This window comes from Streptomyces fradiae ATCC 10745 = DSM 40063, from assembly GCF_008704425.1.
GTDB classification, from domain to species: domain Bacteria; phylum Actinomycetota; class Actinomycetes; order Streptomycetales; family Streptomycetaceae; genus Streptomyces; species Streptomyces fradiae.
Window position 1 is genome coordinate 4,671,686 of the sequence record NZ_CP023696.1, and the last position, 25,209, is coordinate 4,696,894.

At 76.6% G+C, this 25,209-nt stretch carries 20 protein-coding genes; 10 read left to right on the forward strand and 10 right to left on the reverse strand.

Features of this window, described 5'->3' with window-relative positions:
• Positions 1-194: 194 nt before the first annotated feature.
• The 5 genes from CP974_RS21025 to CP974_RS21045 form a co-directional block, all read right to left on the reverse strand.
• Positions 195-1,241 carry a HAMP domain-containing sensor histidine kinase gene (locus CP974_RS21025; protein WP_031129024.1) on the reverse strand — a complete coding sequence of 349 codons (1,047 nt, stop codon included), beginning with the start codon at positions 1,239-1,241 and terminating at the stop codon, positions 195-197.
• A gap of 380 nt (positions 1,242-1,621) precedes the next feature.
• Positions 1,622-2,359, reverse strand: a complete 738-nt coding sequence (locus tag CP974_RS21030) for a response regulator transcription factor (RefSeq protein ID WP_031129023.1) — start codon at positions 2,357-2,359, stop codon at positions 1,622-1,624.
• Positions 2,360-2,441: 82 nt separating this feature from the next.
• The gene (locus CP974_RS21035; RefSeq protein WP_031129022.1) at positions 2,442-3,173 is read right to left on the reverse strand and encodes a spermidine synthase family protein; all 732 of its coding nucleotides are present in this window, start codon (positions 3,171-3,173) and stop codon (positions 2,442-2,444) included.
• A 129-nt stretch (positions 3,174-3,302) separates the two neighbouring features.
• Positions 3,303-3,959 carry a GNAT family N-acetyltransferase gene (locus tag CP974_RS21040; protein ID WP_031129020.1) on the reverse strand — a complete coding sequence of 219 codons (657 nt, stop codon included), beginning with the start codon at positions 3,957-3,959 and terminating at the stop codon, positions 3,303-3,305.
• A gap of 56 nt (positions 3,960-4,015) precedes the next feature.
• Positions 4,016-4,516 carry a YfbM family protein gene (locus CP974_RS21045; protein WP_031129019.1) on the reverse strand — a complete coding sequence of 167 codons (501 nt, stop codon included), beginning with the start codon at positions 4,514-4,516 and terminating at the stop codon, positions 4,016-4,018.
• A 180-nt stretch (positions 4,517-4,696) separates the two neighbouring features.
• Between CP974_RS21045 and lon the strand changes: the two genes are divergently transcribed.
• Entirely contained in the window at positions 4,697-7,126 is a 2,430-nt protein-coding gene (lon, locus tag CP974_RS21050) for an endopeptidase La (RefSeq protein WP_051838983.1), read from the forward strand.
• A 586-nt stretch (positions 7,127-7,712) separates the two neighbouring features.
• Here lon and CP974_RS21055 read toward each other — a convergent pair.
• The gene (locus tag CP974_RS21055; protein ID WP_031129016.1) at positions 7,713-8,768 is read right to left on the reverse strand and encodes a helix-turn-helix transcriptional regulator; all 1,056 of its coding nucleotides are present in this window, start codon (positions 8,766-8,768) and stop codon (positions 7,713-7,715) included.
• Between the two features lie 155 nt (positions 8,769-8,923).
• Here CP974_RS21055 and CP974_RS21060 point away from each other — a divergent pair, with 155 nt between their 5' ends.
• From CP974_RS21060 to CP974_RS30400, 4 genes are all read left to right on the forward strand, one after another.
• Positions 8,924-11,956 (forward strand): M4 family metallopeptidase, encoded by a 3,033-nt coding sequence (locus tag CP974_RS21060; protein WP_031129015.1) that lies wholly within the window; start codon positions 8,924-8,926, stop codon positions 11,954-11,956.
• Between the two features lie 419 nt (positions 11,957-12,375).
• Positions 12,376-13,053 carry a response regulator gene (locus CP974_RS21065; RefSeq protein ID WP_223844533.1) on the forward strand — a complete coding sequence of 226 codons (678 nt, stop codon included), beginning with the start codon at positions 12,376-12,378 and terminating at the stop codon, positions 13,051-13,053.
• On the forward strand, positions 13,050-14,165 hold the full coding sequence (locus tag CP974_RS21070) for a sensor histidine kinase (RefSeq protein WP_031129013.1): 1,116 nt from the start codon (positions 13,050-13,052) through the stop codon (positions 14,163-14,165). Before CP974_RS21065 ends, CP974_RS21070 begins: the two co-directional genes overlap by 4 nt.
• A gap of 487 nt (positions 14,166-14,652) precedes the next feature.
• Positions 14,653-15,351, forward strand: a complete 699-nt coding sequence (locus CP974_RS30400; RefSeq protein WP_223844534.1) for a MarR family winged helix-turn-helix transcriptional regulator — start codon at positions 14,653-14,655, stop codon at positions 15,349-15,351.
• Positions 15,352-15,460: 109 nt separating this feature from the next.
• Here the strand turns inward: CP974_RS30400 and CP974_RS21080 are convergent, their stop codons facing one another.
• Complete coding sequence (locus CP974_RS21080) at positions 15,461-16,243, reverse strand: hypothetical protein (protein WP_031129008.1); 783 nt, start codon at positions 16,241-16,243, stop codon at positions 15,461-15,463.
• Between the two features lie 378 nt (positions 16,244-16,621).
• On the opposite strand from CP974_RS21080, the gene CP974_RS21085 reads away from it, so the two are divergent.
• From CP974_RS21085 to CP974_RS21105, 5 genes are all read left to right on the forward strand, one after another.
• The gene (locus CP974_RS21085) at positions 16,622-19,675 is read left to right on the forward strand and encodes a sensor histidine kinase (RefSeq protein WP_223844535.1); all 3,054 of its coding nucleotides are present in this window, start codon (positions 16,622-16,624) and stop codon (positions 19,673-19,675) included.
• Positions 19,672-20,199, forward strand: coding sequence for a roadblock/LC7 domain-containing protein (locus CP974_RS21090; protein WP_031129005.1), 528 nt, complete (start codon positions 19,672-19,674; stop codon positions 20,197-20,199). Before CP974_RS21085 ends, CP974_RS21090 begins: the two co-directional genes overlap by 4 nt.
• Positions 20,196-20,606 (forward strand): DUF742 domain-containing protein, encoded by a 411-nt coding sequence (locus tag CP974_RS21095; protein WP_031129004.1) that lies wholly within the window; start codon positions 20,196-20,198, stop codon positions 20,604-20,606. Before CP974_RS21090 ends, CP974_RS21095 begins: the two co-directional genes overlap by 4 nt.
• Entirely contained in the window at positions 20,587-21,201 is a 615-nt protein-coding gene (locus CP974_RS21100) for a GTP-binding protein (protein ID WP_031129003.1), read from the forward strand. Before CP974_RS21095 ends, CP974_RS21100 begins: the two co-directional genes overlap by 20 nt.
• 230 nt (positions 21,202-21,431) lie before the next feature.
• Positions 21,432-22,667, forward strand: coding sequence for a styrene monooxygenase/indole monooxygenase family protein (locus CP974_RS21105; RefSeq protein ID WP_031129002.1), 1,236 nt, complete (start codon positions 21,432-21,434; stop codon positions 22,665-22,667).
• A gap of 87 nt (positions 22,668-22,754) precedes the next feature.
• On the opposite strand, the gene CP974_RS21110 is transcribed toward CP974_RS21105, so the two are convergent.
• The 3 genes from CP974_RS21110 to CP974_RS21120 form a co-directional block, all read right to left on the reverse strand.
• Positions 22,755-23,894: a C40 family peptidase gene (locus CP974_RS21110; protein WP_051838982.1), complete on the reverse strand. Its 1,140-nt coding sequence runs from the start codon at positions 23,892-23,894 to the stop codon at positions 22,755-22,757.
• A 215-nt stretch (positions 23,895-24,109) separates the two neighbouring features.
• Positions 24,110-24,400 carry a DUF8847 domain-containing protein gene (locus CP974_RS21115; RefSeq protein WP_031129000.1) on the reverse strand — a complete coding sequence of 97 codons (291 nt, stop codon included), beginning with the start codon at positions 24,398-24,400 and terminating at the stop codon, positions 24,110-24,112.
• 10 nt (positions 24,401-24,410) lie between these two features.
• Positions 24,411-25,133 carry a TetR/AcrR family transcriptional regulator gene (locus CP974_RS21120; RefSeq protein ID WP_031128999.1) on the reverse strand — a complete coding sequence of 241 codons (723 nt, stop codon included), beginning with the start codon at positions 25,131-25,133 and terminating at the stop codon, positions 24,411-24,413.
• Positions 25,134-25,209 lie beyond the last annotated feature (76 nt).

The following is a 25,209-nucleotide window of genomic DNA, read 5'->3' on the forward strand; positions in this document are numbered from 1 at the left end:
CACATCGAAAGTCGTGTTTCGGGGCTGGAAATGGCGGGAAACAAGCGTGGTTCGGCGACGGCCGGCCGCGGCCGGGTAGCCCGCGGCGGGGCCGCGACCTGCACGGACCGCACCCCTGCTCGGATCCACCCCTTCCCCGGCGCGCACCCCGTACACGTACGCGGGTCCGGAACGTCTCCCGTTCGAACCCTATGTCAACCGCGCTGCTGGGGAGTCCCCGGAAGGGTGACGAGGATGCGGCAGCCCCGTACGGATTCGGCCACACCTATACGGCCACCGTGCAGATCGACGCACCAGCGGGCGATGGCGAGGCCCAGGCCCGTGCCGCCGTCGCTGCCCGGCCCGTGCGGCGACGGGACGCTGCCCCGGTTGAACCGCTCGAAGACCTTGTGCCGCTCCGACTCGGGGATGCCGGGGCCCTCGTCCTCCACCTCCAGCCGCAGTGACTCCGGGGACGGCCCGCGCCGGGCCCGCACCGTGACCCGGCCGTGCGGCGGCGAGTGCTTCACCGCGTTGTCCACCAGGTTCGCCACGACCTGGTGCAGCCGCTCCACGTCGGCGTGCGCGGTCAGGTCGGACGGCGAGACGTCCAGGTGCAGGTGCACGTCCGTGCGCGCGTGGGCCCGCGCACCCGAGCCGACGGCGCGCTGCGACGCGGCGAGGCTCGCCTCCTTGATCACGCCCGACAGGTACGGCCACACCTCGAAGCGGCGGGAGCGCAGCGGGACGACACCGTTGTCCAGCCGCGACAGATCGAGCAGGGTCTCCACGAGGCGGCCGAGGCGCTCGGTCTGCGCGAGCGCGGTGCGCATCGTCTCCGGGTCGGCGGCCGACACCCCGTCCACGACGTTCTCCAGGACGGCCCGGAGCGCCGCGATGGGGGTGCGCAGCTCGTGGGAGACGTTGGCGACCAGCTCCTTGCGGTGCCGGTCGACGGCCTCCAGGTCGTCGGCCATGCGGTTGATGGTGGAGGCGAGGTCGCCCAGCTCGTCGCGGCGGTCGGCGCCGCGCACGCGGCGGGTGTAGTCGCCGTGCGAGATGCCCTTGGCGACCTTGTTCATCTCGTCGAGCGGGGCGGTGAGGCCGTGCGCGACGAACTGGGTGAGCAGCAGGGTCGCGATCACCGAGAAGACCGTGATGAAGCGCAGCTCCGTCGCGGTGCGCAGCGCCACCAGGAGCAGGCCGGTGGTGATGAAGACGGAGACGACCACGAGGGTGCCGAGCTTCGTCTTGATCGAGATGGTGACGCCGCCGAGGCGCCCGCGCCGCCCCGTACGGCACTCCTCGGTGCCGTACGGGAAGGGGAGCGCGCGACGGGCCCCGGCCCGGGGGCCCTCGCGGCCGGGGCGGGGGCGCGGTGCGTCGCCGCCGTCGCGGGGCGGGCCCTGGGTCCGGCCGCCGTCGTGGGGCCCGCCTGGGGACGGGTCGCCGTCGCGGGGCGGGCCCTGGGACGGGTCGCCGACGCGGGGCCGGCCTGGGGACGGGTCGCCGTCGTGGGGCCGGCTCTGGGACGGGTCGCCGTCGCGGGGCCGGTCGACGCCGCCGTGGGCCCGGTCGTGGTCCGCGCCGTCGCGCGGCACGTCGTCGCCGGAGCGGTCCCGCGACCCGGCACGCCCGCGGCTCACGGCGCCGGGGTCTCCAGCGCGTACCCCACGCCGTGCACGGTGCGGATGCGCTCGGCGCCGATCTTCCGGCGCAGCGCCTTGATGTGGCTGTCCACGGTCCGCGTGCCGGAGGCGTCCGCCCAGTCCCACACCTCGGCGAGGAGCTGCTCGCGGGAGAGGACCGCGCGGGGCGTGTTGGCCAGGCAGACCAGCAGGTCGAACTCGGTCGGCGTCAGGTGCACGTCGTCGTTCCGGACGCGGACGCGGCGCTGGGCGTGGTCGATCTCCAGTTCCCCGAGGCGCAGGATGCCGCTGCGGGGGGTGACCGCCGCCAGCGCGGCGCGCTCGACGCGGCGCAGCAGCACGTGGACGCGCGCCACCAGCTCGCGCATCGAGAACGGCTTCGTCATGTAGTCGTCGGCGCCGACGCCGAGGCCGACCAGCATGTCCGTCTCGTCGTCCCGCGCGGTCAGCATCAGCACCGGCACCGGCCGCTGCGCCTGGACCCGCCGGCAGACCTCCAGGCCGTCGAAGCCGGGCAGCATGACGTCGAGGACCATCAGGTCCGGCTGCCACGCCTCCGCCGCGTCGACCGCGGCCGGCCCGTCCGAAGCGGTCTGCACGAGGAAGCCCTCGGCGCGCAGCCGCGCGGAGATCGCCTCCACGATGGTCGCGTCGTCCTCGACGACGAGGACCCGGCGCTGGGTACCCTGCGCGACCGCGTTGCCGGTGTGGCTGGTGTGTGCGTGCTCCATGCCCCGCCCCTGTCGCGTCCTGCGCGAGCTGTAGTTCCGTGCGCTTGCCGCCAACAACATAAAGGCAGTCGAAGGGTCGAGGCTACGCGGGTCGAACGGCGAGGTGCACCACGTCGGGTACGCCTCGGGCAACCGGGATCTCTTCCGTCCGTACCCCGTGGAAACCGGCATTTCGCAAGGACGCTTCGAAATCCCGGGAGGGTCGCGCGGACCAGACGGCCAGTACGCCGCCGGGGTTGAGGCGGCGCGCGCAGGCGGCCAGGCCGGAGGGCGCGTACAGGCCGTCGTTGCCCTCCGTCACCGTCCAGTCGGGGCCGTTGTCGATGTCGAGGCAGAGCGCGTCGTACGTGTCGGGGACGCGCGGGTCGTGGAGGTGGGCGACCAGGTCGGCGTGGACGAGCACCGTCCGCGGGTCGGCGAGGGCGGAGGCGGAGAGCGCGGCGAGGGGGCCCTCGCGGTGCCAGTCGATGATGGCCTGCTCCCGTTCGACGACGACGATGCGGCCCCAGGCGGGGTCGGCTGCGGCGTGGGCGAGGGAGAAGCCCACGCCGAGCCCGCCGATGAGGACGGAGGGCCGGTCGGGGGCGTCCGCGGCGCGGGCGAGGGCGCCGGGCCGGGCGGGGGCGTCCGCGGCGCGGGCGGGCCGGGAGGCGCGCAGGGCCTGGAGGGCGGCGTCGACGAGGAGCCGCTCGGAGCGGCCGTCGGAGGTGTCCATCAGGAAGGTGCCGTTGGCGATGATCTCGAAGTGGTCGTCGCGCCGCCGCAGCACGACTTCACCGTACGGGCCTTCACGTCGGTCCAGCGTCACGGGCATGCGCTCCAGCCTAGGCAACAAGGCGGCGCGGAGGCATGCGAGTTCGGGTCGTACGCGTCGTTCGGGTCGGAGACGCGGACGCGCGTGCGTGTCGTCGCGTCCGTGTGCGAACGGCGGGGGCGGGGCCGGCTACGGGGCGGTGGCGCCGCCGTCGCGCACGACCCCGGTGAGCGGACCGTGGCAGCGCCACCCCAGGGAGGTGTACAGGGCGCGGCCCTCGACGGTGGCGGCCAGGACGCCGGTGGTGGCCCCGGCATCGGCCGCCGCCGCGTGGAGGAGGCGCATGACGGTGCTGCCGAGGCCGCGCCGCCGGTGCGCCTCGTACGTCTCGACCTGGTCGAACACGGCCGTGCGGCCCGTGGGGGCGACCTGGCCGCGCGCGGCGAGGGAGCCGTCCCCGGCGAGGACGCGCACCAGGTGGACGCCCTCGTGGAGCTCGCGGTGCACCGCGTACCCGGCGGGCGGCGCGGGCGCGGGTGCGCCGGGACCGCCAGGCGCGAGGCGGGCGGTCATCATGAAGCCCGGATCGTCCGGGATGGCCCAGCCGGGGGTGATCCAGTCGGCCACCTCCTCCGGCTCCGCGAGCACTTTCAGCCAGGAGTACGGCCGCGTCACGGACTCGCAGAGGAAGCGGACGGTCGGCTCGTCGGGCTCGGGCAGGACGTGCCGCAGGACGTCGCGCCCCACCTCGATGCGGTACCCCCAGGGCTCCTCGGCGGGCGGCGGGGTGCCGCGGGAGACGGCCCAGCCCCGGACCCAGGCGGCTGTAATATCTGCATCGTGCACAGGCTCATTACACACCGAGGTCGGGGCGGGGCGCCAGGGGTGCCCGGTGGCGGGCTCTAGTCGAGCCACATGAGGACGGCGTCCCCGTCGCGGGCGGCCGCCGCGAAGAACGGCACCAGCGCCTCGTAGTGGGCCGTCACGTACTCCAGGGACTCCTCCCGCTCCCAGGCGATCACCGGGTACACCCCCTCGCGTGCCAGGTCGCGCGGCCCGAATCCGGCCACCAGCCGCTCGGCGGGCATGGCCAGCAGGGCCTCGGCCGCCTCCCGCACGCGCTCGGGGGCCAGGAAGCGCGGCGCGGTGTAGCCCCACTCCTCGGCGCCCGGTATCGCGTCGTCGCCGAAGACGACGTCGACGGGGAAGCCGGCGCGGGTCAGCAGGAAGTCCAGCGCCTCCCACGCCTTGTCGACGTCGAGGCAGCGGGGCTCGCCGTCCCCGCCGCTCCCCAGCTCGGCCTCGACCAGCTCGTCCACCCGCTCCTCGGCCCACTCGGGGTCGCGCAGCGCGCGGGCGAACTCGTCGGGGGTCAGTCGTGCGTACTCTCCGATCATGCTCATGAGCGGATCGTATGCGCCGCCACTGACATCGCCCCCCGGCTGCGGCTCCTTCGCCCGGCGGGGCCCGCGTGCGCGGTCCGTGTCGACCCGTTCGCTCAGGGCGAACGGGGTGCGGGGAACACCGGGCGGCTCAGGTGCATTGAGTCGGTGTAGCTCAACTTGACTGCCGAAGGGGAGATCATGGCTTCGACGCCCGCACCGCTCACCCTGCCCGTGCTGCCGCTCGACGGCGAGGTCGTGCTGCCGGGGATGGTGGTGCCGCTGGACCTGTCCGACAACGAGGTGCGCGCCGCCGTCGAGGCGGCCCAGGCCGCCGTACGGGAGGGCAGCGGCAAACCGCGGGTGCTGCTGGTGCCGCGCGTGGACGGGACGTACGCCGGGACCGGCGTCCTCGGGACCGTCGAGCAGGTCGGGCGGCTGTCCGACGGCGACCCCGGCGCCCTCATCAGGGGCGTCGCGCGCGTGCGCATCGGCGCCGGGACGACCGGGCCGGGCGCCGCCCTGTGGGTGGAGGGCACCACCGTCGAGGAGAGCGTGCCCGACCCGCTGCCCGGCGCGGTCGCCGAATTGGTCAAGGAGTACAAGGCCCTCGCCACGAGCTGGCTGCGCAAGCGCGGCGCCTGGCAGGTCGTCGACCGGGTCCAGCAGATCGAGGACGTCGCCGCCCTCGCGGACAACTCCGGGTACTCCCCGTTCCTCACCACCGCCCAGAAGATCGCCCTCCTGGAGACCGCCGAGCCCGTCGCCCGGCTGAAGCTCGCCACCGAGCAGCTGCGCGACCACCTCGCCGAGCAGGACGTGGCCGAGTCCATCGCCAAGGACGTGCAGGAGGGCGTCGACAGGCAGCAGCGCGAGTTCCTGCTGCGCCGCCAGCTCGAAGCCGTCCGCAAGGAGCTGCGCGAGCTGAACGGCGAGGACGCCGAGGGCGGCACCGACGACTACCGGGCCCGCGTGGAGGCCGCCGACCTGCCCGGGAAGGTCCGCGAGGCGGCCCTCAAGGAGGTCGACAAGCTGGAGCGCGCCAGCGACCAGTCCCCGGAGGGCTCCTGGATCCGCACCTGGCTCGACACGGTCCTGGAGATGCCGTGGAACGAGCGCACGGAGGACCGGTACGACATCCGCGGCGCCAAGGAGGTCCTCGACGCCGAGCACGCCGGCCTGGAGGACGTCAAGGAGCGCATCACCGAGTACCTCGCCGTCCGCAAGCGCCGTGCCGACCGGGGCCTCGGCATCGTCGGCGGGCGGCGCGGCGGCGCCGTGCTGGCCCTGGTCGGCCCGCCCGGCGTCGGCAAGACCAGCCTCGGCGAGTCCGTCGCCCACGCGATGGGCCGCACCTTCGTGCGGGTCGCGCTCGGCGGCGTGCGGGACGAGGCGGAGATCCGCGGCCACCGGCGCACCTACGTCGGGGCCCTGCCCGGCCGGATCGTCCGCGCCATCAAGGAGGCCGGGTCCATGAACCCGGTCGTCCTCCTGGACGAGATCGACAAGGTGGGCTCCGACTTCCGCGGCGACCCGGCCGCCGCCCTGCTGGAGGTCCTCGACCCGGCGCAGAACCACACCTTCCGCGACCACTACCTCGAAGTGGAACTGGACCTGAGCGACGTCGTCTTCCTCGCCACGGCGAACGTCCTGGAGGCCGTCCCCGAGGCGCTGCGCGACCGGATGGAGCTGGTCCGCCTCGACGGCTACACCGAGGACGAGAAGGTCGTCATCGCGCGCGACCACCTGCTGCCGCGCCAGCTGGAGCGGGCCGGGCTCGACCGGGACGAGGTCGTGATCGAGGAGGCCGCCCTGCGCAGGCTCGCCGGGGAGTACACCCGCGAGGCCGGCGTGCGGAACCTGGAGCGGTCCGTCGCCCGGCTCCTGCGCAAGGTCGCCGCCCAGGCGGAGCTGGGCGACCGCGAGCTGCCGTACACCGTCCGCGCGGACGACCTGCGGGACCTGATCGGGCGTCCGCACCACGTGCCCGAGTCCGCCCAGGACCCGGCCGAGCGCCGCACCTCGGTGCCGGGCGTCGCGACCGGTCTCGCCGTCACCGGCGCGGGAGGCGACGTGCTGTTCGTCGAGGCGTCCCTGGCGGACGCGGAGACCGGAGCGGCGGGGCTCACGCTCACCGGGCAGCTCGGCGACGTGATGAAGGAGTCCGCGCGGATCGCCCTGTCCTTCCTGCGCTCCCACGGCGCGGAGCTGGAACTGCCGGTGACCGGCCTCAAGGACCGCGGCGTCCACATCCACTTCCCCGCGGGGGCCGTGCCGAAGGACGGGCCGAGCGCCGGTGTCACCATGACCACCGCGCTCGCCTCCCTGCTCAGCGGCCGGCTGGTCCGCACGGACGTGGCGATGACCGGCGAGGTGTCCCTGACCGGGCGGGTGCTGCCCGTCGGCGGCGTCAAGCAGAAGCTGCTCGCCGCCCACCGGGCCGGGATCACCACCGTCGTCATCCCCAAGCGGAACGAGGCCGACCTCGACGACGTCCCCGCCGAGGTCCTCGACGGGCTCCGGGTCCACATGGTGACGGACGTCCGGCAGGTCCTGGACATCGCCTTGGCCCCCGCGGAGCTCCGGGACGGTGCCGGCGACCCGGCGGACGCGGCCTCCGTCGCCGCCTGACCGGGCCGGGGCCGCCTGACCGGCCGGACACCGGGGGCCGCCCGGCCGGTCCCGGCGTCCGGCCGGGTGGTCCGTTCGGGGACCCGGCCCGGTGCCCCGGCGGGGGCCCGTCCCGGTCGGTCTGTGCGGCGGGGCGGGGCTCGTCCGCCCGGCCGGTCCGGGCCCCGGCCTGCCTGGTCCGGGCCCCCGGCCGGTGTCGCCCGGCCGGACTCGCGTGGTCCGTCCGCGCCCGGTGGGGGCTTGTACGGGAGCGGCCGGCCGGCCGGGCTTGTCCGGCAGGAGCGGCAGGAGCGGCAGGAGCGGTGGGCCGGGCCGACGGCCGTATGGCATCGCGGCCTGTCGGCCCGTGCCGGGGCCCGCCGCGTGGGGCCGTTCCTTCCGGTTGTTCCGTTCGGCCCTTCCGTCCTGCCCTTGTCGTTCGGTCCGGGGCGCACGGGCCGCCGCGTGGGGCCGGTCCGCGCCGGCTGTTCGCCGGGAGGCCCGCTCCGGGCGGTGCCTTCGCCGGGGCTGTTCCGCCGCTCCCGCGGTGCGGTGGCCGGGCACCGACCGGAGCGGCGGCCCGTGCGCGCCCGGCAGGTGTGGGGCGTCAGGTGTCCAGCCAGCCCCTGGCCGTCGCGCGGGCGCCCGCCTGGAAGCGGGTGCGGGCGTCCAGGCTCTCCAGCAGGCGGCTGATGCGGCGGCGGGCCGTGTGGACGTGGACGCCCAGGCGGCGGGCGATCGCCTCGTCCTTGAGGCCCGCCGCGAGCAGCCGCAGCAGCTCCCGCTGCTCGGGCCCCTCCTCCCGGCCCCCGCCCCCGTCCCAGGGCGCGGCCCCCTCCCACACCGCCTCGAACAGCGCGGCCAGCGCCTCCCGCAGCCGCGCGTCACCCACCGCCAGCGCGTACGCCCTCGGGTCCGCCGCGTCCGACGGGGGCAGCAGCGCCACCCGCCGGTCCACCGCGAGCAGCCGCGTCGGCACCCCCGCCGCGACCCGCACCCGCAGCCCCCGCCGGACCAGCGCGGCCACCGCCCGCGCCCGCCCCGGCGCCGCCAGGCCCGCCCGGTCCAGTACCGCCCGCACCTGAACGCCCCGCGCCAGCAGCCCGCCCACGTCCAGGTCCGCGTAGGGCGCCCGGTCCATCAGCAGCACCTCGCGCTCCGCCCCGGCCAGCAGCCGCCCGGTCCGCTCGCCCGCCGCGCCGCGCCCCGCCAGCCGCTCCACCGCGCACCCGGCGCCCGCGCCGTCCCCTCCGGCGCTCACCCCGCCGCCGCAGCCGGGCGTTCGCGGGGCGGCCGACCGGTCGGCGGCGAGCCGCTCCGCCGCCAGCCGCTCCGCCGTGAGCCGCAGCCGCTCCAACTCCGCGGAGCGCCGGTGCAGTTCGGCCGACCGGCGGTGCAGTTCGGCCTGCCGGCGGTCGATCAGGATGCGGATCGCCGCCGCCGGGGCCGCCGGATGCGGCAGCCCGCCGCCGTCCACCGGGTCCGGGGGCCGGGCGAATCCGTGCTCCACCAGTCGGTCCAGCGCGGTGTCCACCCGCTTCCTCGGCAGGTCGAGGAGGCGCGCCAACTCCTCCACGTGATCGGCCCGTTCCAGCAGCAAAGCCTCATACGCCCGCTCCTCGGCCTCCCCCAGGCCAAGTGGGGGCAATCCCCCCTTGATCATGCGTCGGATTCTCACCGGGCCCTCGCCGGACACACAAGTGGGCATGCCCACTTCTCCGCGGGCTTGGCTCATTGCCGCCGCCGGCCGGCGCCGCTTGCATGGCCCCGACCACCCGAGAACGGCTCTGACCAAGCACGTAGGAGGGGTACGCAACCGTGCGCGAACCAAGGACCACCGCGGCGCGAACCGGCAGGCGGAAGGGGGCGGCCGCGACCGGGGGAGCGGCGCTCGCCGCCGCCGGGCTGCTGATCACCGCGATACCCGCGGCCCACGCCACCGCCGCCACCGGGCCCGCCCCGCGGGCCGCGCTCACCGCCCACGACACCGGGGCCCGCACCGCCGGCGCCCCCACCGGGGCCGGCGCCACCGGACCCGCCGGGACCACACCGCCCACCGCGGGGACCGACGTCATCCCGCTGCCCGACACCGACACCCCGCAGCTCGTGGACGGCCTGGACGCCCCGGTGGACGCCAAGGCCGCGCCCGCCGACGCGGCCCGCGCCCATCTGGCCGCCGAGCGCGGCCGGTACCGCATCCCCGAGCCGCGCCGCGACCTCGTACCGCTGCGCACGTACCGGCACGGCGCCGACGAGACGGTCCGGCTCCAGCAGCGGCACCGCGGCGTCCCCGTCCTCGGCGGCCAGTACGTCGTGCGGATGGAGACCGGCAAGGGCGAGCGCACCGTCACCGGCACCTCCGGCCGGTACTTCACCGGCCTGACGGTCGGCACCGCCCCGGCGGTGAGCGAGGCCACCGCCGTGCGGCGCGCGGTCACCGCGACGCTCACCCGCCTCTCCGGCGACCGGCTCGCCCGCACCGGCCCGGACGGCTCCGCGCGGCGCGGCACGGCCGAGGAGGAGCGGGCGCTGCGCGGCGCCTCCGCCGGGCTTGTGGTCGTGCCGCGCGGCGAGGGCGTGCTGACGTACCACGTGACCGTGCGCGGCACCCATCCCGTCAGCGGCGAACCGGTCCTCCAGCACGTGTACGTGGACGCCCGCGCCGGCTACCCGGTCCTCCAGCACACCGGCATCAAGACCCTCGCGCCGCCCGCCGGCGCCCCGGCCCCCGCCGCGCCGCGCGAGGACGCCGCCCGCGGGGGCGCCCCGCGCGAGAACGGCACCGGCCAGAAGGCCCCAGGTCAGCAGGCCCCCGGCCAGAACACCACCGGCCAGAACACCACCGGCCAGAACACCACCGGCAGCGGGGTCCGGCTCGACGGCTCCAAGGTCCCGCTCGCCGTCCACCGCCCCGCCCCGGACGGCCCGTACGAGCTGTCCGACCGCGCCCGCATGGCCTCCGGCACGGGCAACGCGCTCACCACCTGGGACGCGAGCGGCCTGGACGTGTTCGACGTGCTCGGCACCTGGCCGGACGGCCTGAAGCCGGTCGCCTCCGCCACCCCCGACTTCGGGAAGGACGCCACCGACTCAGGCGCCGTCGACGCCCACTGGGCCGCGGCCCAGGTCTTCGACTACTACCGGGACCGCCACGGCCGCACCGGACTCGACGGGCGCGGCTCGGCCGTCGACTCCCTCGTCGGCGTCACCGCCTTCGGCGAGCCGTACGTCAACGCCTTCTGGGACGGCACCAAGATGGTGTACGGCTCCGGCGACGACGAGTTCCGCCCCCTCTCCGCCGACCTGGACGTCGTCGGCCACGAGATGACCCACGGGGTCGTGGAGAACACCGCCGAGCTGGTCTACGCGGGCCAGTCCGGCGCCCTCAACGAGGCCGTCGCCGACTACTTCGGCAACGCCGTCGACGTGGACCGCTCCGGCCGCTCCATGGACGACCCCGACGCCGGCCTCATCGGCGAGGACCTGTGCCGCACCGCCGCGCCCCGCGACTGCGCCCTGCGCGACCTGGACGACGGCGCCACCACCGCCGAGGACTTCCTCGGCGTCACCTTCGGGATCGACAACGGCGGCGTCCACCTCAACTCGACCATCTTCTCCGGCGCCCTGTGGGACCTGCGCCAGGACCTCGGCCCCGAACTGGCCGACCGGATCGTCTACAAGGCGCTGGCCGAGTACCTCACCCCGCTCGACGGGTTCACCGAGGGCCGCGAGGCCGTCGTGGCCGCCGCCCGCGCGCTGGGCGCCACGCCCCGGCAGCTCGACACCGTGAAGCGGTCGTTCCACGCGCACGGCATCGTGCGGGGCTGGGAGAACGCCCTGGGCGCCGACTCCGACGCCCTGCTGCGCAAGGTCAACACGGACGGCACGGAGGTGCAGGCGGGCGGCGGCTGGTGGACCGCCGCGACCTCGAACGACGACGGCTCGGAGCCGTACTCGGTGTACGCGGGGCGGCTCGACGGCAAGGGCGCGCCGAAGCCGATGAGCCCCAACGACGGCCGCTTCCACGTGAACCCGGCGACCGACGGCCGGACGGTCGTGTGGGTCGCGTACGGCCCGCGCGGCGTCGACATCCTGTCCCGGCCGCTCTCCGGCGGCCCCGTCAAGCGGCTGCTGACCACCGAGGCGGACGTCCTGAGCGTGCGCGTCGACCGCGGTACGACCGTCTTCGACCTGTACGACCTCTTCGGCACCGGCCGGCACGTCGGCGTCCTGCGGCCCGGCGACCCCCGGCCCTCGTACGTCGACGGCGCCGGCCCCGACACGCTGACCGGGCTGCCGTCCGTCGGGCACGGCCGCGTCGCCTACGCGAAGCTGTACCCGGCCGGGGACGGCCACCGGCTGGGCGTCGAGATCCTCGACCTGGCCACCGGCCGGGCCGTGCTCGCCGAGCAGCACGGCGAGCCCGAGACGGTGGGGCGCACCGGGATCAACGCGACCCACGTGTTCTGGCTGAACGACGAGAACGTGGACGACGAGGGCCAGGTGACGATCCGCAGGTCCGGGCACGACGGGACCGGCACGTACGACATCAGCAGCGAGTACAAGCCGGGCGCCCTCGCCGCCTCCGACCTCACCGTGTCGGACACGGCGGTCACGGTGAGCGCGCAGCCCCTCGCGGGGGAGGACGCCGGGGACCGGCTGTCCAACGCGGCGCTGCCCAAGGTCTGGCAGCTCGCCGCCGACGGCTCGCGCGTCCAGCGGATGTCGTGCGACCGGGGCATGCAGCTCTCCCCGGCGGCCGACTCCGGCACGCGGGTCGTGTGGCTCGACGGCACGAGCGGCTGGACGAACCTGGTGACCCGCGCCCGCCCGGCGGGCCGCTGCGGATGACCGGCCCCTCCTGACCCGGAGCCCCCGGCGCCCACGCGGCGCCGGGGGCTCCGCCGCGGTGGGGACGCCCGCCGCCCCGCCCCGCCGCGCCCGCCGCCCCGTGGCGGGCGCGGTGCCGCGTACCGCCGCCGCGGCCACCGACCCGCACGTCCCGCACGTCCCGCACGTCCCGCACGTCCCGCACGTCCTGCACGTCCCGCACGTCCCGCACGTACGTCCCGCACGTCGCCCACCACCTGTCGCCCGCCGCCCCCGCCCGCCCGCTCGCTCGGGCGCGCAAAGGCCCCGCACGGCGTGCGCGCCTCGCGCCTGCGGCGGCCCGTGCGCGGGCGCGAAGGGCCGGTTCGCGCCGGTCCGCGAGGGGGCGCGCACCGCCTATGCTGAGGGCGCTCCAGAACGCCTGAGTGGGGTCCGGCCGTATGAACCGTTCAGCAGTGCACGTGATGATCGTCGATGACGAGGACCTGATCAGAGAGGGGCTCCGGCGGATCGTCGACGGATTCGACGGCACCCGCGCCGTCGCGTCGTGCACCGGCTCCCGGGCCCTGGACGAGGCGCGCGAGCACCGCCCCGACGTGGTGCTCCTCGACGTCCGGATGCCCGACCGGCACGGCCTGGACGTCCTCGCGGACCTGCGGTCCCTGCCCGAGCCGCCGGTGGTGGCGATGCTCACCACCTTCGACGCGGACGAGCACCTGGCGGCGGCGCTGCGCGGCGGGGCGGCCGGGTTCCTGCTGAAGGACACCGCCCCCGAGCAGCTGGAGTACCTCATCAAGGAGCTGGCGGCCGGCGGCCGGGTCATCGCGCCGAAGGTGGCGCGCACGGTCGTCGACGGCTTCCTGCGCGCGGGCACCGGCGAACCGTCGGACCCGCCGACGGACCCCGCGGACCGCGCCCAGGCCGACGAGCTGACGCCCCGTGAGCGGGACGTGCTCGTCCTCCTCGCGGAGGGCCTGTCCAACGCGGAGATCGCGCGGCGCCTGCTCATCGGCACGACCACGGTGAAGGACCACGTGAGCACGGTGCTCGCCAAGCTGGGTGTGACCAACCGGGTGCAGGCGGCGGTAAGGGCGCACCAGCTCCGGCTCGTACGGTGAGGTGGCGCCGCCCGACCGCCGAGGAACTCCTCGTGGTCGTCGCGGCGGCCGAACCGCTCACCCTCGAAGGGCCGCTCACCGCCCTGCGGGCCACCGTGTGCGCGGCCGCGCTGCTCTCCCTGGCCCTGCGGCGGCGCCTGCCGGCGACGGCCCTGTGCCTGGCGCTGCCGTCCATGCTGACGGGCGCGCTGTGGCTGCCCGCCATGGTGGCGATGTTCCGCGTGGCGCGCGGCCGGTCGCGCGGCCGGACCGCCGCCGCGTGCGGCCTGCTCTTCGCGGTGTCGGCCTGCCCGTGGCCCCTCCGGGACCTGGCGGCGATGACGTACCAGGAGGTGCTCATCAGCGTCGAGGCCGCCGCCCTGATGAGCACGGGCCCCACCGCGCTGGGCCTCCTCGCGCGGGCCCGCGCCGAGCTGCGCGCCCGGCTCGCGGACCTCACCGCCACCCGCGCGCGGGAGCAGCGGCTGGAGGCGGAGCGGGCCGTCGCCCGCGAACGCGCCCGGCTGGCCCGCGAGATGCACGACACCATCGCCCACCACGTCGGCATCATCGCCGTCCAGTCCGGCGCCCTGCGGGCCGCCGAGACGGACGACGCGTGGAAGCGGGACACCGCCGAGAGCATCCGCCGCCACGGCGTACGGGCCCTGGAGGAACTGCGCGACCTCGTGGGCGTGCTGCGCGCCTCCGACGGCGGCGCCGCGCGGGCGGCGGGCGGCACGGGCCTCGCCGCGCTGCGCGACCTGACCGGCGACAGCCTCCTCGACGTCGCCGTCGACGTGACCGAGCCGGGGGCCGCCCCGCCGCCGGAGGTGGAGTGCGCGGTCTTCCGGGTCGTCCAGGAGTCCCTGAGCAACGTGCGCAAGCACGCCCCCGGCGCCCGTGTGGCGGTACGGGTCGCGCCCGCCCCGGGCGGCGGCGCGCTGGAGGTGGAGGTCCGCAACGCGGCGCCCCCGGCGCCCGTACCCGCCGCGGGCCCGCCGGACGACGCGCTGCCCGGCGGCGGGTACGGGCTGGTCGGGCTGCGCGAGCGGGCCGAGCTGCTCGGCGGTTCGCTCACGGCGGGGCCCCGCCCGGACGGCGGGTTCGCGGTGCGGGCGGTGCTGCCGCTGTGAGCGGCCCGCCGGTCGGAGGGGGCCGACCGGCGGTTACGGCCGCGGGGTGCGCGCGGCACGATGGGCGGGCCGGACCCCGGCGGGCACGACCGGCCCGCCGGACTCGCAGGGGGAAGCGTCCACGGTGGCGTCGGCGCACCCGTGGGACGGCACCGGCCGACGCGGTCCCGGCGTACCGGCGCACCGGGGCAGTGGCGCGCCGGTACGCCGAACCGCCGCCGCGGACCGTCCGGCGATGCGGCCGCGGCCCAGGCGCAGGACCGCATCCTGCTCCGGTGGTGGGCACCGGCGGAGCCGGCCGCCGCCGACGAGCCGCCGTGGCCGCCCCGGCTGCCGGGGCCCCTCGCCGCCGCGCGCCGCGGCGGTCCGCCCGGCCACCCCGCCGACCTGCGCTGACGGCCCGCCCCCTGCGGAATACTGGCCGTACCGCGGACGCGCCGTGCCGCGGTACGGCGGCCAGGACACGCGCGAGGGGCGAGGACAGCACATGCGGGCAGGCGGTACGGGCGGGGAACGCGCGGAGCCGGTACACGGCGGGCCGGCGCACGGCGCGCACGGCCACGGGGCCGGCACCGGCCACGGGGCCGGGACGGCGCACGGCCACGGGGCCGGCGGCGACGCCACCGGGGCCGACCTGGCGTACCTCGCGCTCGAACGGGAGCTGGCCGTCTTCCTGCGCCGCGCCCGCGCCTCCTCCGGCGAGATGGCCCGCGAGGTCCACCCCGGTCTGGAGCCCGCCGCGTACGGGCTGCTCGTCCGCCTCGACGAGGCCGGGGGCCAGCGGGCCACCGAGCTGGCCGGGTACTTCGGCGTCGGCAAGGCCACGATGAGCCGTCAGCTCCGGGCCCTGGAGGAACTGGGCCTCGTCGTCCGGGAGCCCGACCCGGCCGACGGGCGCGCCTCGCTGGTCCGCCTCACCGGCGAGGGCCGGGACCGCTTCCGCCGGGTGCGCGACGCCCGCCGCGCCCGGTACGTGCGCAAGCTCGCGGGTTGGGACCGCGCCGAGGTCGCCGAACTGGCCCGGCTCCTCCACCAGCTCAACACCGGCTCCGAACCCCGCGACCCCCGCCCCGGCCCCGAGCGCGCCCCTGATTCGGCTCCCGGCCCCGAGCGCGCCCCTGATTCCGCCCCCGGTCCCGAGCGCGCCCCCGGTTCCGCCCCCGGGCCCGGCGGTCACCGCCCCTGAGGCGCCCCCGTGCCGCGGCCCCGGCACGGGCCCGCGCGCCGGAGCCGGGACGGCCGGTGCCCCGGCCCCGCCCTCCGCGCGATCGGGGGACGGGCCGCCGGACGGGCCCTCACAGTTCGGCGTAGACCGCCGTCGCGTCGTCGTGGAGCTTCCAGCGGCGCGCCCCGCCCGCCGCCGCGTCCCGCGCCTCCCGCGCCCTCACCCGGCCGAGGAGCCCGCGGGCGCCCTCCTCGCGGAGCACCGCCAGGCAGTCCGCCCAGTCACCCTCGCCGAACAGCTCCACCCAGCGCGCCGCCCCGTCCGTCAGCGCCGCGACCGCCCGCACGGCGGACCGGGGCGACACCCCGGCCACCGCCCGCCCCGCCACCGACGGGTCGGCGGCGGCCGTGAAGAAGCCGCCCTCGGCGTTGCGCAGCCGGTCCGTCGCCTCGTGCGAGCGCAGCACCTCGGGCGGGACCAGATCCAGCCGGTCGTCCCGTACCGCACGGACGGCCCCGCCGGGGGACTCGAGCAGCAGCACCGCGTCGGACAGCACCAGGTGCTCCACGGCCTCCGCGTCCCAGCGGGCCATGGCCACCGTCGCCTGAGGGGTGCGGACGTGAGAAAGGTCACACGTGTCACGGTGGGATTCCGCCGTGCGCCGGATCGCCTCCGCCAGGACCTCCGGCAGGGGCAGGTCGCGCCGGGAACCGGACAGTTCGGTCAGCGCGCCCCCGAGGCGCGCGGTGAACCAGGGGACGGGGTGCACACAGCCGACGTCGGTGGACGGCGGTGTCACCCCGTCGAGAACCACCAGGACGCCGCCCTGGCCGGACGCCGGGACCGCCGTGGCCGCCCAGTCCTCGTTGGGGCGTTCGGGATCACCGGGCAGTGAGGCGCTTTCCGTGTACACGAAGATCAGTCTGCACCAGGTCCTCACCGGGCGCCCAAGGACGTGGAGACCCGCGCGGACCGGGCCGGCGGGCACGCGCACGGCCGGGCGCCCGCCAGGGCCGGAGCGCGGCACGACGTGCGGGCGGGCATAGTGCCAAAGCGCGCCCGGACAGTCCAACCCGGCGCCCCGCCCGCCCCGGCCGCCCGCGGCGGCGGAAGTTGTTCACCAACTCCGGAGTGTTGTTCACTCGTTCGGGTGGCGGAGCGGCCGAGGAGTGCGCGCTTCCCAAAAGGGCTGGAATGGTCGGAAGCCGTGCCAGGGGTGGGAGCGCTCTCCGGGTGTGACCGGTCGTCACCTCTGCTTCAAGGGCGAACGAGTTCAAGAATGTGAGCACCGGTGCAGAAGCGCAGTGACACTCCCGGCGATCCCCAGGTTCCGGGCGGCCGCAGCGTACGGGTACGGAGTCGGCTCGTCGCCGGCGTCGCCCTCGTCGGCATCACCGTCGTCGGCGCGGGGGCGCCCGGCGTACTCACCACGTCCGCCGATCTGACGGAGTCCCAGGGCCTGGTCACCTTCGCCGAGCTGAACCGCCAGGCGGTCACCCTCGCCCACTCCCTGGCCGACGAGCGCGACGAGGTCACCGCCTACGTCGCCGCCGGCCGGGACGCCTCCCGCGCGCGGGACGGCGACGGGGACGGCCAGGGCACCGAGGACGGCGAGGGCGCCGGGAGCGGACCGAGCGCCCAGGGCGCGCAGGACGGCCGGGGCACCGCCGCCGCGAGCGCCGGCACCGGGAAGCGCACCAGGCCCGCCCTGTCCGAGGCCCACAGCGCCCGCGTCGACCGCCAGATCGAGGAGATCCGGGGCGCCGCACCCGACGACGTGCGCCGCGCCCTCGCCGACGTGCCCTCCCTGCGCCGCACCGCGCTCACCGGCGACGGCACCGCGCTCGCCGCGCACCGCGCGTACACCGAGGTCATCGACAAGCTGCGGGCCCTCGCGGCCCAGCTCGCCGACCGCACCCCGGCCCGCGCCGCGGGCGGCCCCGGCCGGGCGCCCGCCGAACTGGGCCAGGCCGTCGAGCAGGCGTCCGCCACCCGCGGCCTGCTCCTCGCCGCCCTCGCCGTCCCCGAGCCCGGCGGCACCGGCCGCACCGTGTTCGACCCGGTCACCGGCCGGTACGTCACCGAGGAGGACCCCGGCGCCAAGGCCGCCGACGGCGCCCGCGACGAGCTGAGCGCCGCCGCCCACCGGGCCCGCGTCCGCGAGCAGGTCGCCCTCGCCGACTTCGGCAGCACCGCCGACGCGGCCACCCGCGACTCCCTCGCCGCGACCGTCACCGGCCCGGACGTCAAGGCCGCCGAGGGCTACCTGGCCAAGCTCGCCGACGCCCCCGAGCTGACCCGCGCCGAGCGCAGGACCGACCCCGGGAGGCTGTCGACCGCGCTGACCGCCCGCATCGAGCAGATGCGCGGCGTCGAGTCGGCCCTCGCCACCCGCCAGGTCGAGCGGATGGAGCGCCTGCGCGACGACGACGTCACCGCCCTGGAGATGCGGATCGCCCTGCTCGGCGGCTGCCTGCTCATCGCGATCGGCGTCTCCACGGCCGTCGCCCGCACCCTCACCCGGCCGCTCGCCGTGCTCCGGCTGGGCGCCGCCCGCGTCGCGGAGGCCCCGCAGAGCGAGGAGCCGATCCGCTTCACCGGCCGGAACGACGAGTTCGCCCAGGTCGTACGCTCCCTCAACACCCTCCACGGCAAGCTCCTGGCGCTGGGCGAGCGCGCCGCGCGCGGCGAGGAGCGCGAGAGCGCCACCGCCGAGCTGGCCGCCCGCCAGGCCGAGCTGCGCGCCGAGACCGAGCGGCTCACCACCGAGCTGGAGCGGCAGCGGCACACCGTCCACCACACGTTCGTCAACCTCTCCCTGCGCACCCTCGGCCTCGTGGAGCGGCAGCTCACCGTCATCGAGAAGATGGAGGAGCGCGAGCAGGACACGGAGCGGCTGGCCACGCTGTTCAAGCTGGACCACATGGCCACGGTCATGCGCCGGCACAGCGAGAACCTGCTGATCCTCGCCGGCCACGACCACAGCCACGCCCACCAGGGCCCGGTCCCGCTGGTCGACGTGCTGCGCGCGGCGGTCAGCGAGATCGAGCGGTACGAGCGGGTGGCCATCCAGTCGCTGCCGCAGCGCGCGTACGTGGCCGGGTTCGCCGCCGACGACATCAGCCACCTGCTGGCGGAGCTGCTGGAGAACGCCACGTCGTTCTCGGCGCCCGAGGAGCAGGTCCAGCTGTCCGGGTGGCTGCTGGACGGCGGCGACGTGATGCTGTCCGTGCGGGACAAGGGCATCGGGGTCGCCCCCGACCGGCTCGCCGACCTGAACGCCCGCCTCGCGGACCCGGCGCTCGCCGAGGCCGCGGTGCCTTCACGGGGCGGCGCCCGGAGCGGGGAGAGCGCCCGGAGCGGAGAGGGCGCCCCTGAGGGCGAGGGCCTCGGTCTGCGCGTCGCGGCGCTGCTGGCGGCGCGGCACGGGGTGCGGGTCGAGCTGCGGGCGGAGCGGGACGGCGGGGTGACGGCCGTCGTCGTGCTCCCGCAGGCCCTCCTGCCGGACGCGCCCCCGGCGGCGGGCCCCCCGGCGGTGGCCATCGCGGAGGGGTACGGGACGGTCTCCCTGCCGGGCTCGGTCGCGGAGGCCAACTCCAACGACCTCCAGGCCCGCCGGGGCACCACCGAGGCGCCCGCGGTGACGGGGGCGCCCGCGGAGGGCGCGGCCCCGGCGGCGGAGCCCGTGGAGTCCGTACGGGAGGACGTCCCCGGGACCGATGCCGGGGAGCCGCAGGCGGAGCGGGCCGAGGACACCGAGGGCCAGCGGGACCCGGAGGACCCGGAGGACCAGCGGGACCCGGAGGGCCAGCGGGACCCGGAGGACCCGGAGGAGGAGGCCGAGGACCACGCCGCCGCCCGCGACGACGTGGACACCGCCCCCGACGGGCTCCCCGCGCACGAGACGACCCTCCAGGTGCGGCTGCCCGCGCCCGGTGGGGAGGAGGAGCACGCCCGCGCCGCCGACGCCGGCCCCGCCGGGCAGCGGGTCACCGACAAGGGCCTGCCGAAGCGGACGCCCCGCGTCGTCGACGCCGGGGCACCCCGCGCCGAACGCGGCGGCGGGGTGAACGCCGAGGAGCTGCGCCGCCGCCTCGGCGGCTTCCACCGGGGCGCCCAGGAAGGCCGGCGCGACGCCGAGGCCGAGATCGCGGGCACCGCCGACACGGGCACGGCCGACACGCGCACGGCCGACACGCGTACGACCGACGCGCGCACGGCCGACACGGGCAAGGCCGACACGGGTAAGGCCGATCCCCGCACGGTGGACGCGCGTGCGGCCGGCCCGCGTACGGAAGAGGCGGCACCAGGAACGGGGGACACAGTCGAGGAGGCACACCCTTGAGTCCGACGACCGGCACAGGCACCCAAGGACTGAGCAGCGAGGCACGCAACCTGCACTGGCTGCTGGGCAATCTCGTGGAGGAGGTGCCTGGCGTCCGGTCGGTCGCCGTGGTCTCGTCGGACGGCCTGCTCCTGCTCTCGTCCGACCCCGACGCGGCGAGGACCGCACCGGGCGTGGACGGCGCCGCGGACGCCCGCACCGGCGGCGCCCCGGCCCGGCCGCGCGGCCCGCGGGGCTCCAGCGCGGACCTCGCGACCATCGTGTCCGGGATCGCCAGCCTCACCATCGGCGCCGCCCGGCTGCTGGACGCCGGCGCCGTCAAGCAGACGATGGTCGCCATGGAGGAGGGCAGCGTCTTCGTCATGTCGATCAGCGACGGCTCGCTCCTCGGCGTGCACGCCGCGCCCGACTGCGACATGAGCGTCATCGCGTACCACATGGCCCTCTTCGTCGGCCGCGCCGGACACGTCCTCACCCCGGAACTCCGCAGCGAGCTGCGCCAGTCCATGGAGGGCGGACGATGACGGCCCTGTCCGCGAAGCTGCCGGTGCGCGGCGAGGGCCGCCGGCCCGCGCGCGTCCGCCCGTACTCGCTGACCGGTGGACGGACCCGGTTCGGGCACGTCCTGCTGGTGGAGACGTTCGTCGCGGCCCCCGCCGGGGCCGCCGCGTCCGACGCGGCCGAGGGGCGGACCGCCCGGCCCGCCGGGCGGGTCATGCCCGAGATGCGGGCCATCGTCCAGGTGTGCCGCCGCATGCGGACGGTCGCCGAGGTGTCCGCGCTGCTGAGGATGCCGCTGGGGGTCGTCCGGGTGCTCATCAGCGACCTGGCCGACCAGGGAAAGCTCCGTGTGTACGGGACCGGGCACGGCACCGGGCATCCCGACCGCGCACTGCTGGAAAGGGTGCTGAGTGGACTTCGCCGTCTCTGACCTGCCGGACGAGGAGGTACTCGCACCCTGGCAGCTCGACCAGGAGCGGGCGCCCATCGCCACCAAGGTCGTCGTCGCGGGCGGCTTCGGCGTGGGGAAGACCACCTTCGTCGGGTCGGTCTCCGAGATCACCCCGCTGCGCACCGAGGCCCTGATGACCCGCGCCAGCGAGGACACCGACGACCTCTCGGCCACCCCGGACAAGGTCACCACCACCGTCGCGATGGACTTCGGGCGGGTCACGCTCGACGACGACCTCGTCCTGTACCTGTTCGGCACGCCGGGCCAGGAGCGGTTCTGGTTCATGTGGGACGACCTGGTGCGGGGCGCGATCGGCGCGGTCGTCATGGCCGACACGCGGCGGCTCACCGACTGCTTCGCCGCGCTGGACTACTTCGAGAGCTGCGGTCTGCCGTACGTGGTGGCCGTCAACCACTTCGAGGGGACCACGCGGTACGAGGCCGAGGACGTGCGGGACGCGCTGACCGTCCCCGCCGACGTCCCCATCGTGATCATGGACGCGCGGGAACGGTTCACCGTGGTGGAGTCGCTGCTCGCCCTGGTCACGCGGGCGCTGGAGAAGACCCCCGCCTGACGGCCGATGGCCCGCCGCCCCCGCCCGACGGCCGCGTCCCGCGGGGGCGGCCCGCCCTCCCCTCCTTGCTGGTCCGGGTCCCGGTCCCCGCCCCGGTCCCGGACCCACCGCCGCCCGCCGAACCGCCGTCCCGCCGGACCCACATCCCGGCCGTCCCGCCGTCCCGCCGTCCCCGCCGTCCCCGCCGACCGCGCCGCCCGCGGCGCCCCAGTGAAAAGAGGCCCTTCTCGATGCGCCAGATACTCATCGTCGGAGCCGGCCAGTCCGGTCTCCAGCTCGCGCTCGGTCTCCAGGCGCACGGATACGACGTCACCCTGATGTCGAACCGCACGGCCGACGAGATCCGCTACGGGCGCGTCATGTCGACGCAGTGCATGTTCCACACCGCGCTCCAGCACGAGCGGGACCTCGGCCTGAACTTCTGGGAGCCGCAGGCGCCGCGCATCGAGGGCCTCGGCATCTCGGTCGCGGGCCCGGAGGGCGCCCGCGCGGTCGACTGGGTGGGCCGCCTCGACGGCTACGCCCAGTCCGTCGACCAGCGGGTGAAGATGGCCGGCTGGATGGACACGTTCGCGCAGCGCGGCGGTCGGCTCGTCATCCACGGCGCGGCCGTGTCGGACCTGGACTTCTTCGCCCGCACCTACGACCTGGTCCTCGTCGCGGCGGGCAAGGGCGAGCTGGTGTCGATGTTCGAGCGGGACGCGGAGCGGTCCCCGTTCAGCGAGCCGCAGCGCGCGCTCGCCGTCGCCTACGTGCACGGGATGGGCCCGCGCCCCGAGCACCCCGACTTCGACGCGGTCCGCTGCAACCTGGTGCCCGGGGTGGGCGAGCTGTTCGTGATGCCGACGCTCACCACGAGCGGGCGCGCGGACATCCTCTTCTGGGAGGGCCTTCCCGGGGGGCCGCTCGACGTGTTCCGGGGCGTCAAGGACCCGGCGGAGCACCTGGCGCTGACGCTGCGGCTGATGGAGCGCTTCACGCCGTGGGAGTACGCCCGCGCCACCGGGGTGGAGCTGACCGACGCGGGCGGCACCCTCGCCGGGCGGTACGCGCCGACCGTGCGCAAGCCCGTCGGGCGCCTCCCCGGCGGCGGCGCCGTGCTCGGCGTCGCCGACGTGGTGGTCGCCAACGACCCGATCACGGGACAGGGCTCGAACTCGGCCGCCAAGTGCGCCGCGAGCTACCTGGCCTCCATCCTGGAGCACGGCGACCGGCCGTTCGACGAGGAGTGGATGCGGGCCGCGTTCGACCGGTACTGGGACACCGCCCGGCACGTCACCAAGTGGACCAACGCCATGCTCGGCGCCCCGCCGGAGCACGTGCTGCGGCTCATCGGCGCGGGCCAGGAACTCCCGGCCGTGGCCCACCGCTTCGCGAACGGCTTCGACGACCCGGCCGACTTCGAGGACTTCCTCTACGACCCGGCGAAGACGGACGCCTTCCTGGAGACCGCGGCCAAGGCCTGACGCGGAACGGGGGCCCGGCCGGGCCGGACCGTCACGGGCCGGCCGGACCGGACCGCCACGGGGCCCGGCCGGACCCCACCCGGCCGGCTACGCCCCGCCGCCCACCTCGGCGGCGCCCCCGCCCGCCGGAGCGCCCGCCCCGGTACCCCCGCCCACCCCCGCCGGCGGGGTGTACGAGGCGAGGGGCGGGGCGCCGGCGTCGGGGCGCACGGCCCCCAGGACCGGGAGCGCGGCGAGCGGGGACACCGCCACGGCGGCGCCCGGACGCGGGACGTGCACGACCCGGCCGCCGCCCGCGTACAGCGCCACGTGCGTGGCCTCCGGGTAGTAGACGACCAGGTCGCCGGGGCGCAGCGACCGCAGCGGCACCGCCGGGAGGGTCCGCCACTGCTCCCCGCTGGTGCGCGGCACCGGCCTGCCGGCCTCCGCCCAGGCCCGCGAGACCAGCCCCGAGTCGTCGAACGCGCCGGGGCCCGACGCGCCCGCCCCGTACGGCTTGCCGAGCTGCCCGGTGGCGTACGCGACGGCCTCGGCGCCCTGTGCGGACGGGGCCCCCTCCCCGGCGGGCCCCGCCTCGCCCAGCAGGTCGCTCTGGGCCCGCGCGGTCTGGTCGCGCTCCAGGGCGGCCAGCTCCGTGAGCCGCTGCGGGGGCAGCCCGGCCAGGGCGGCCTCGACCTCCCGCAGGGCGGCCAGGGCGTCGTCGCGGGCCCGCTGCCGCGCGGCGATCAGCTCCTGGTTGCGCTCCAGGGCCCGGCGCGCCGCGGTCGCCATCGCGTCCGCCTGCCGCGCGCCGCCCCGCAGCCGGGCCACCGTCGCCGCCTGCTCCCGTGCGAGGCGCCGCAGCAGCAGCGCCTCGTCCAGGGCGTGTTCCGGGTCGCCGGCGAAGAGCAGCCGAAGGGCGGGGGAGAAGCCGCCGCGCCCCTGGTACTGGGCCCTGGCCAGCCGTCCGGCGGCGTCCCGGGCCGCCGCCAGCGCGTCGCGGGTGCGGGTCAGGTGCCCGCCGAGCCGCCGCACCTCGGCGGTCTGCGCGGCCAGTTCCTCACCGGCGGCGTTGTAGGTCTCCCCGGCGGCCTCGGCGTCCCGGTAGAGGCGCTGGAGGCGGGTCAGCAGCGCGGAGACGGACTCGCCCTCGGCGCGCGCGGGAGCCGGCGGCGGTACGGGCCACGGGCCGCCCAGCACGAGGGCGGCGGTGAGCGCGCACACGGCCGCGCTCCTGGGGAACGTCATGGCACCACCTCCGTTCGACCGGGAGATGATGACTCGTCGGACAAGTCGAAGAAACGACGAACATCCGGAACGGTCCGAACGGCCGAACGCGTTCACCGTGCCGGGGCCGGGACGGCCACCCCGCCGGCTCGCGGCACCCGGGCCACACCACCCCGAACGGCCCGCGCCCCGCACCCACCCCGGCCGCAAGGCGCACCCACCCCGACCCTCAACCCTTACCCAGCCCCCTTACCCCCCTCGCCCCCCGGCCCGGACCAGGGCCACTTGAGGGCGCGCCGCTCGCGGCCGGCGGGCTCGTACGCGTACTTCCAGCCCCGCTGGAGCCCGAGGCGCTTCGTGTGGCCGGCCGGGACGCGCCGGTAGGCGTACACCGTGGGCGGGCCGCCGTCCTCGTTCGGCACGGGCACCTCGTACCACTTCGGCGGGTGTCCCGTCGGGCCGGTCAGCACCGGCAGGACGCGGCCGTCGAGGGGGCCGCCGGAGAAGGGGGTGTTCTCGCTTCGCACCCCACCAGTCTCACAGCAGGTGCGCGGCCCCGCCCACCACGGGCCCCATCCGGCGGGCCAGCGTCCCCACCGGCCCGTCCGGCCGCTCCAGCGCCAGGATGCCCCGCACCACCAGCGCGGTCTGCGGGTCCGTCGCGGCGGTGGCGGCCAGCAGGGCCACCAGGTGGTCGACGAGCCAGCCGCGCAGCTCCGCCAGGGGAGGGCGCTTGTCCTCGTCCAGCCAGATCAGCGAGGCGGCCTCGACGGAGGCGATCCAGGTGCGCACCGCCATCCGCAGCCGGGGCCCCGGCTCGGGGACGTCGAAGTGGGCCAGGATCTGCTCGGCCGCCGCCCTCCGCACCCCGTCGACGATGGCGGTGGTCTGCGACGTCTCGGCGACGCTGCCGCCGCGTAGGAGCGCCGCGAACCCGGCGTCGTGCTCGTCCACGAAGGCGAGGTACCGGTCGAGCACCCGCGTCAGCCGCTCGGTGGGCGGCCCCTCGGGCGGCTCCGCGAAGCACAGCTCCAGCCGGTCGGCGGCCGACCGGAGCGCGGCCTCGTAGAGCTGCTGCTTGCCGCCGGGGAAGTACCGGTACACCAGCGGCCGGGACACCCCCGCGGCCTCCGCGACGTCCTCCGGCGAGACCTCCTCGGGCGCGCGGTGCGCGAAGAGCGACAGCGCGGCGGTGAGCAGCTGGGCCCGCCGCTCCTCGACACTGAGCCGGCGGTACGCGGGCGTGGCGGCACGGGTCATGCCCGCAGCGTAACCCCGACGGGTGTACGAACACCCGCCCCCGACCCCCGCTCCCGACCCCGGCCGGCCCCAGCCA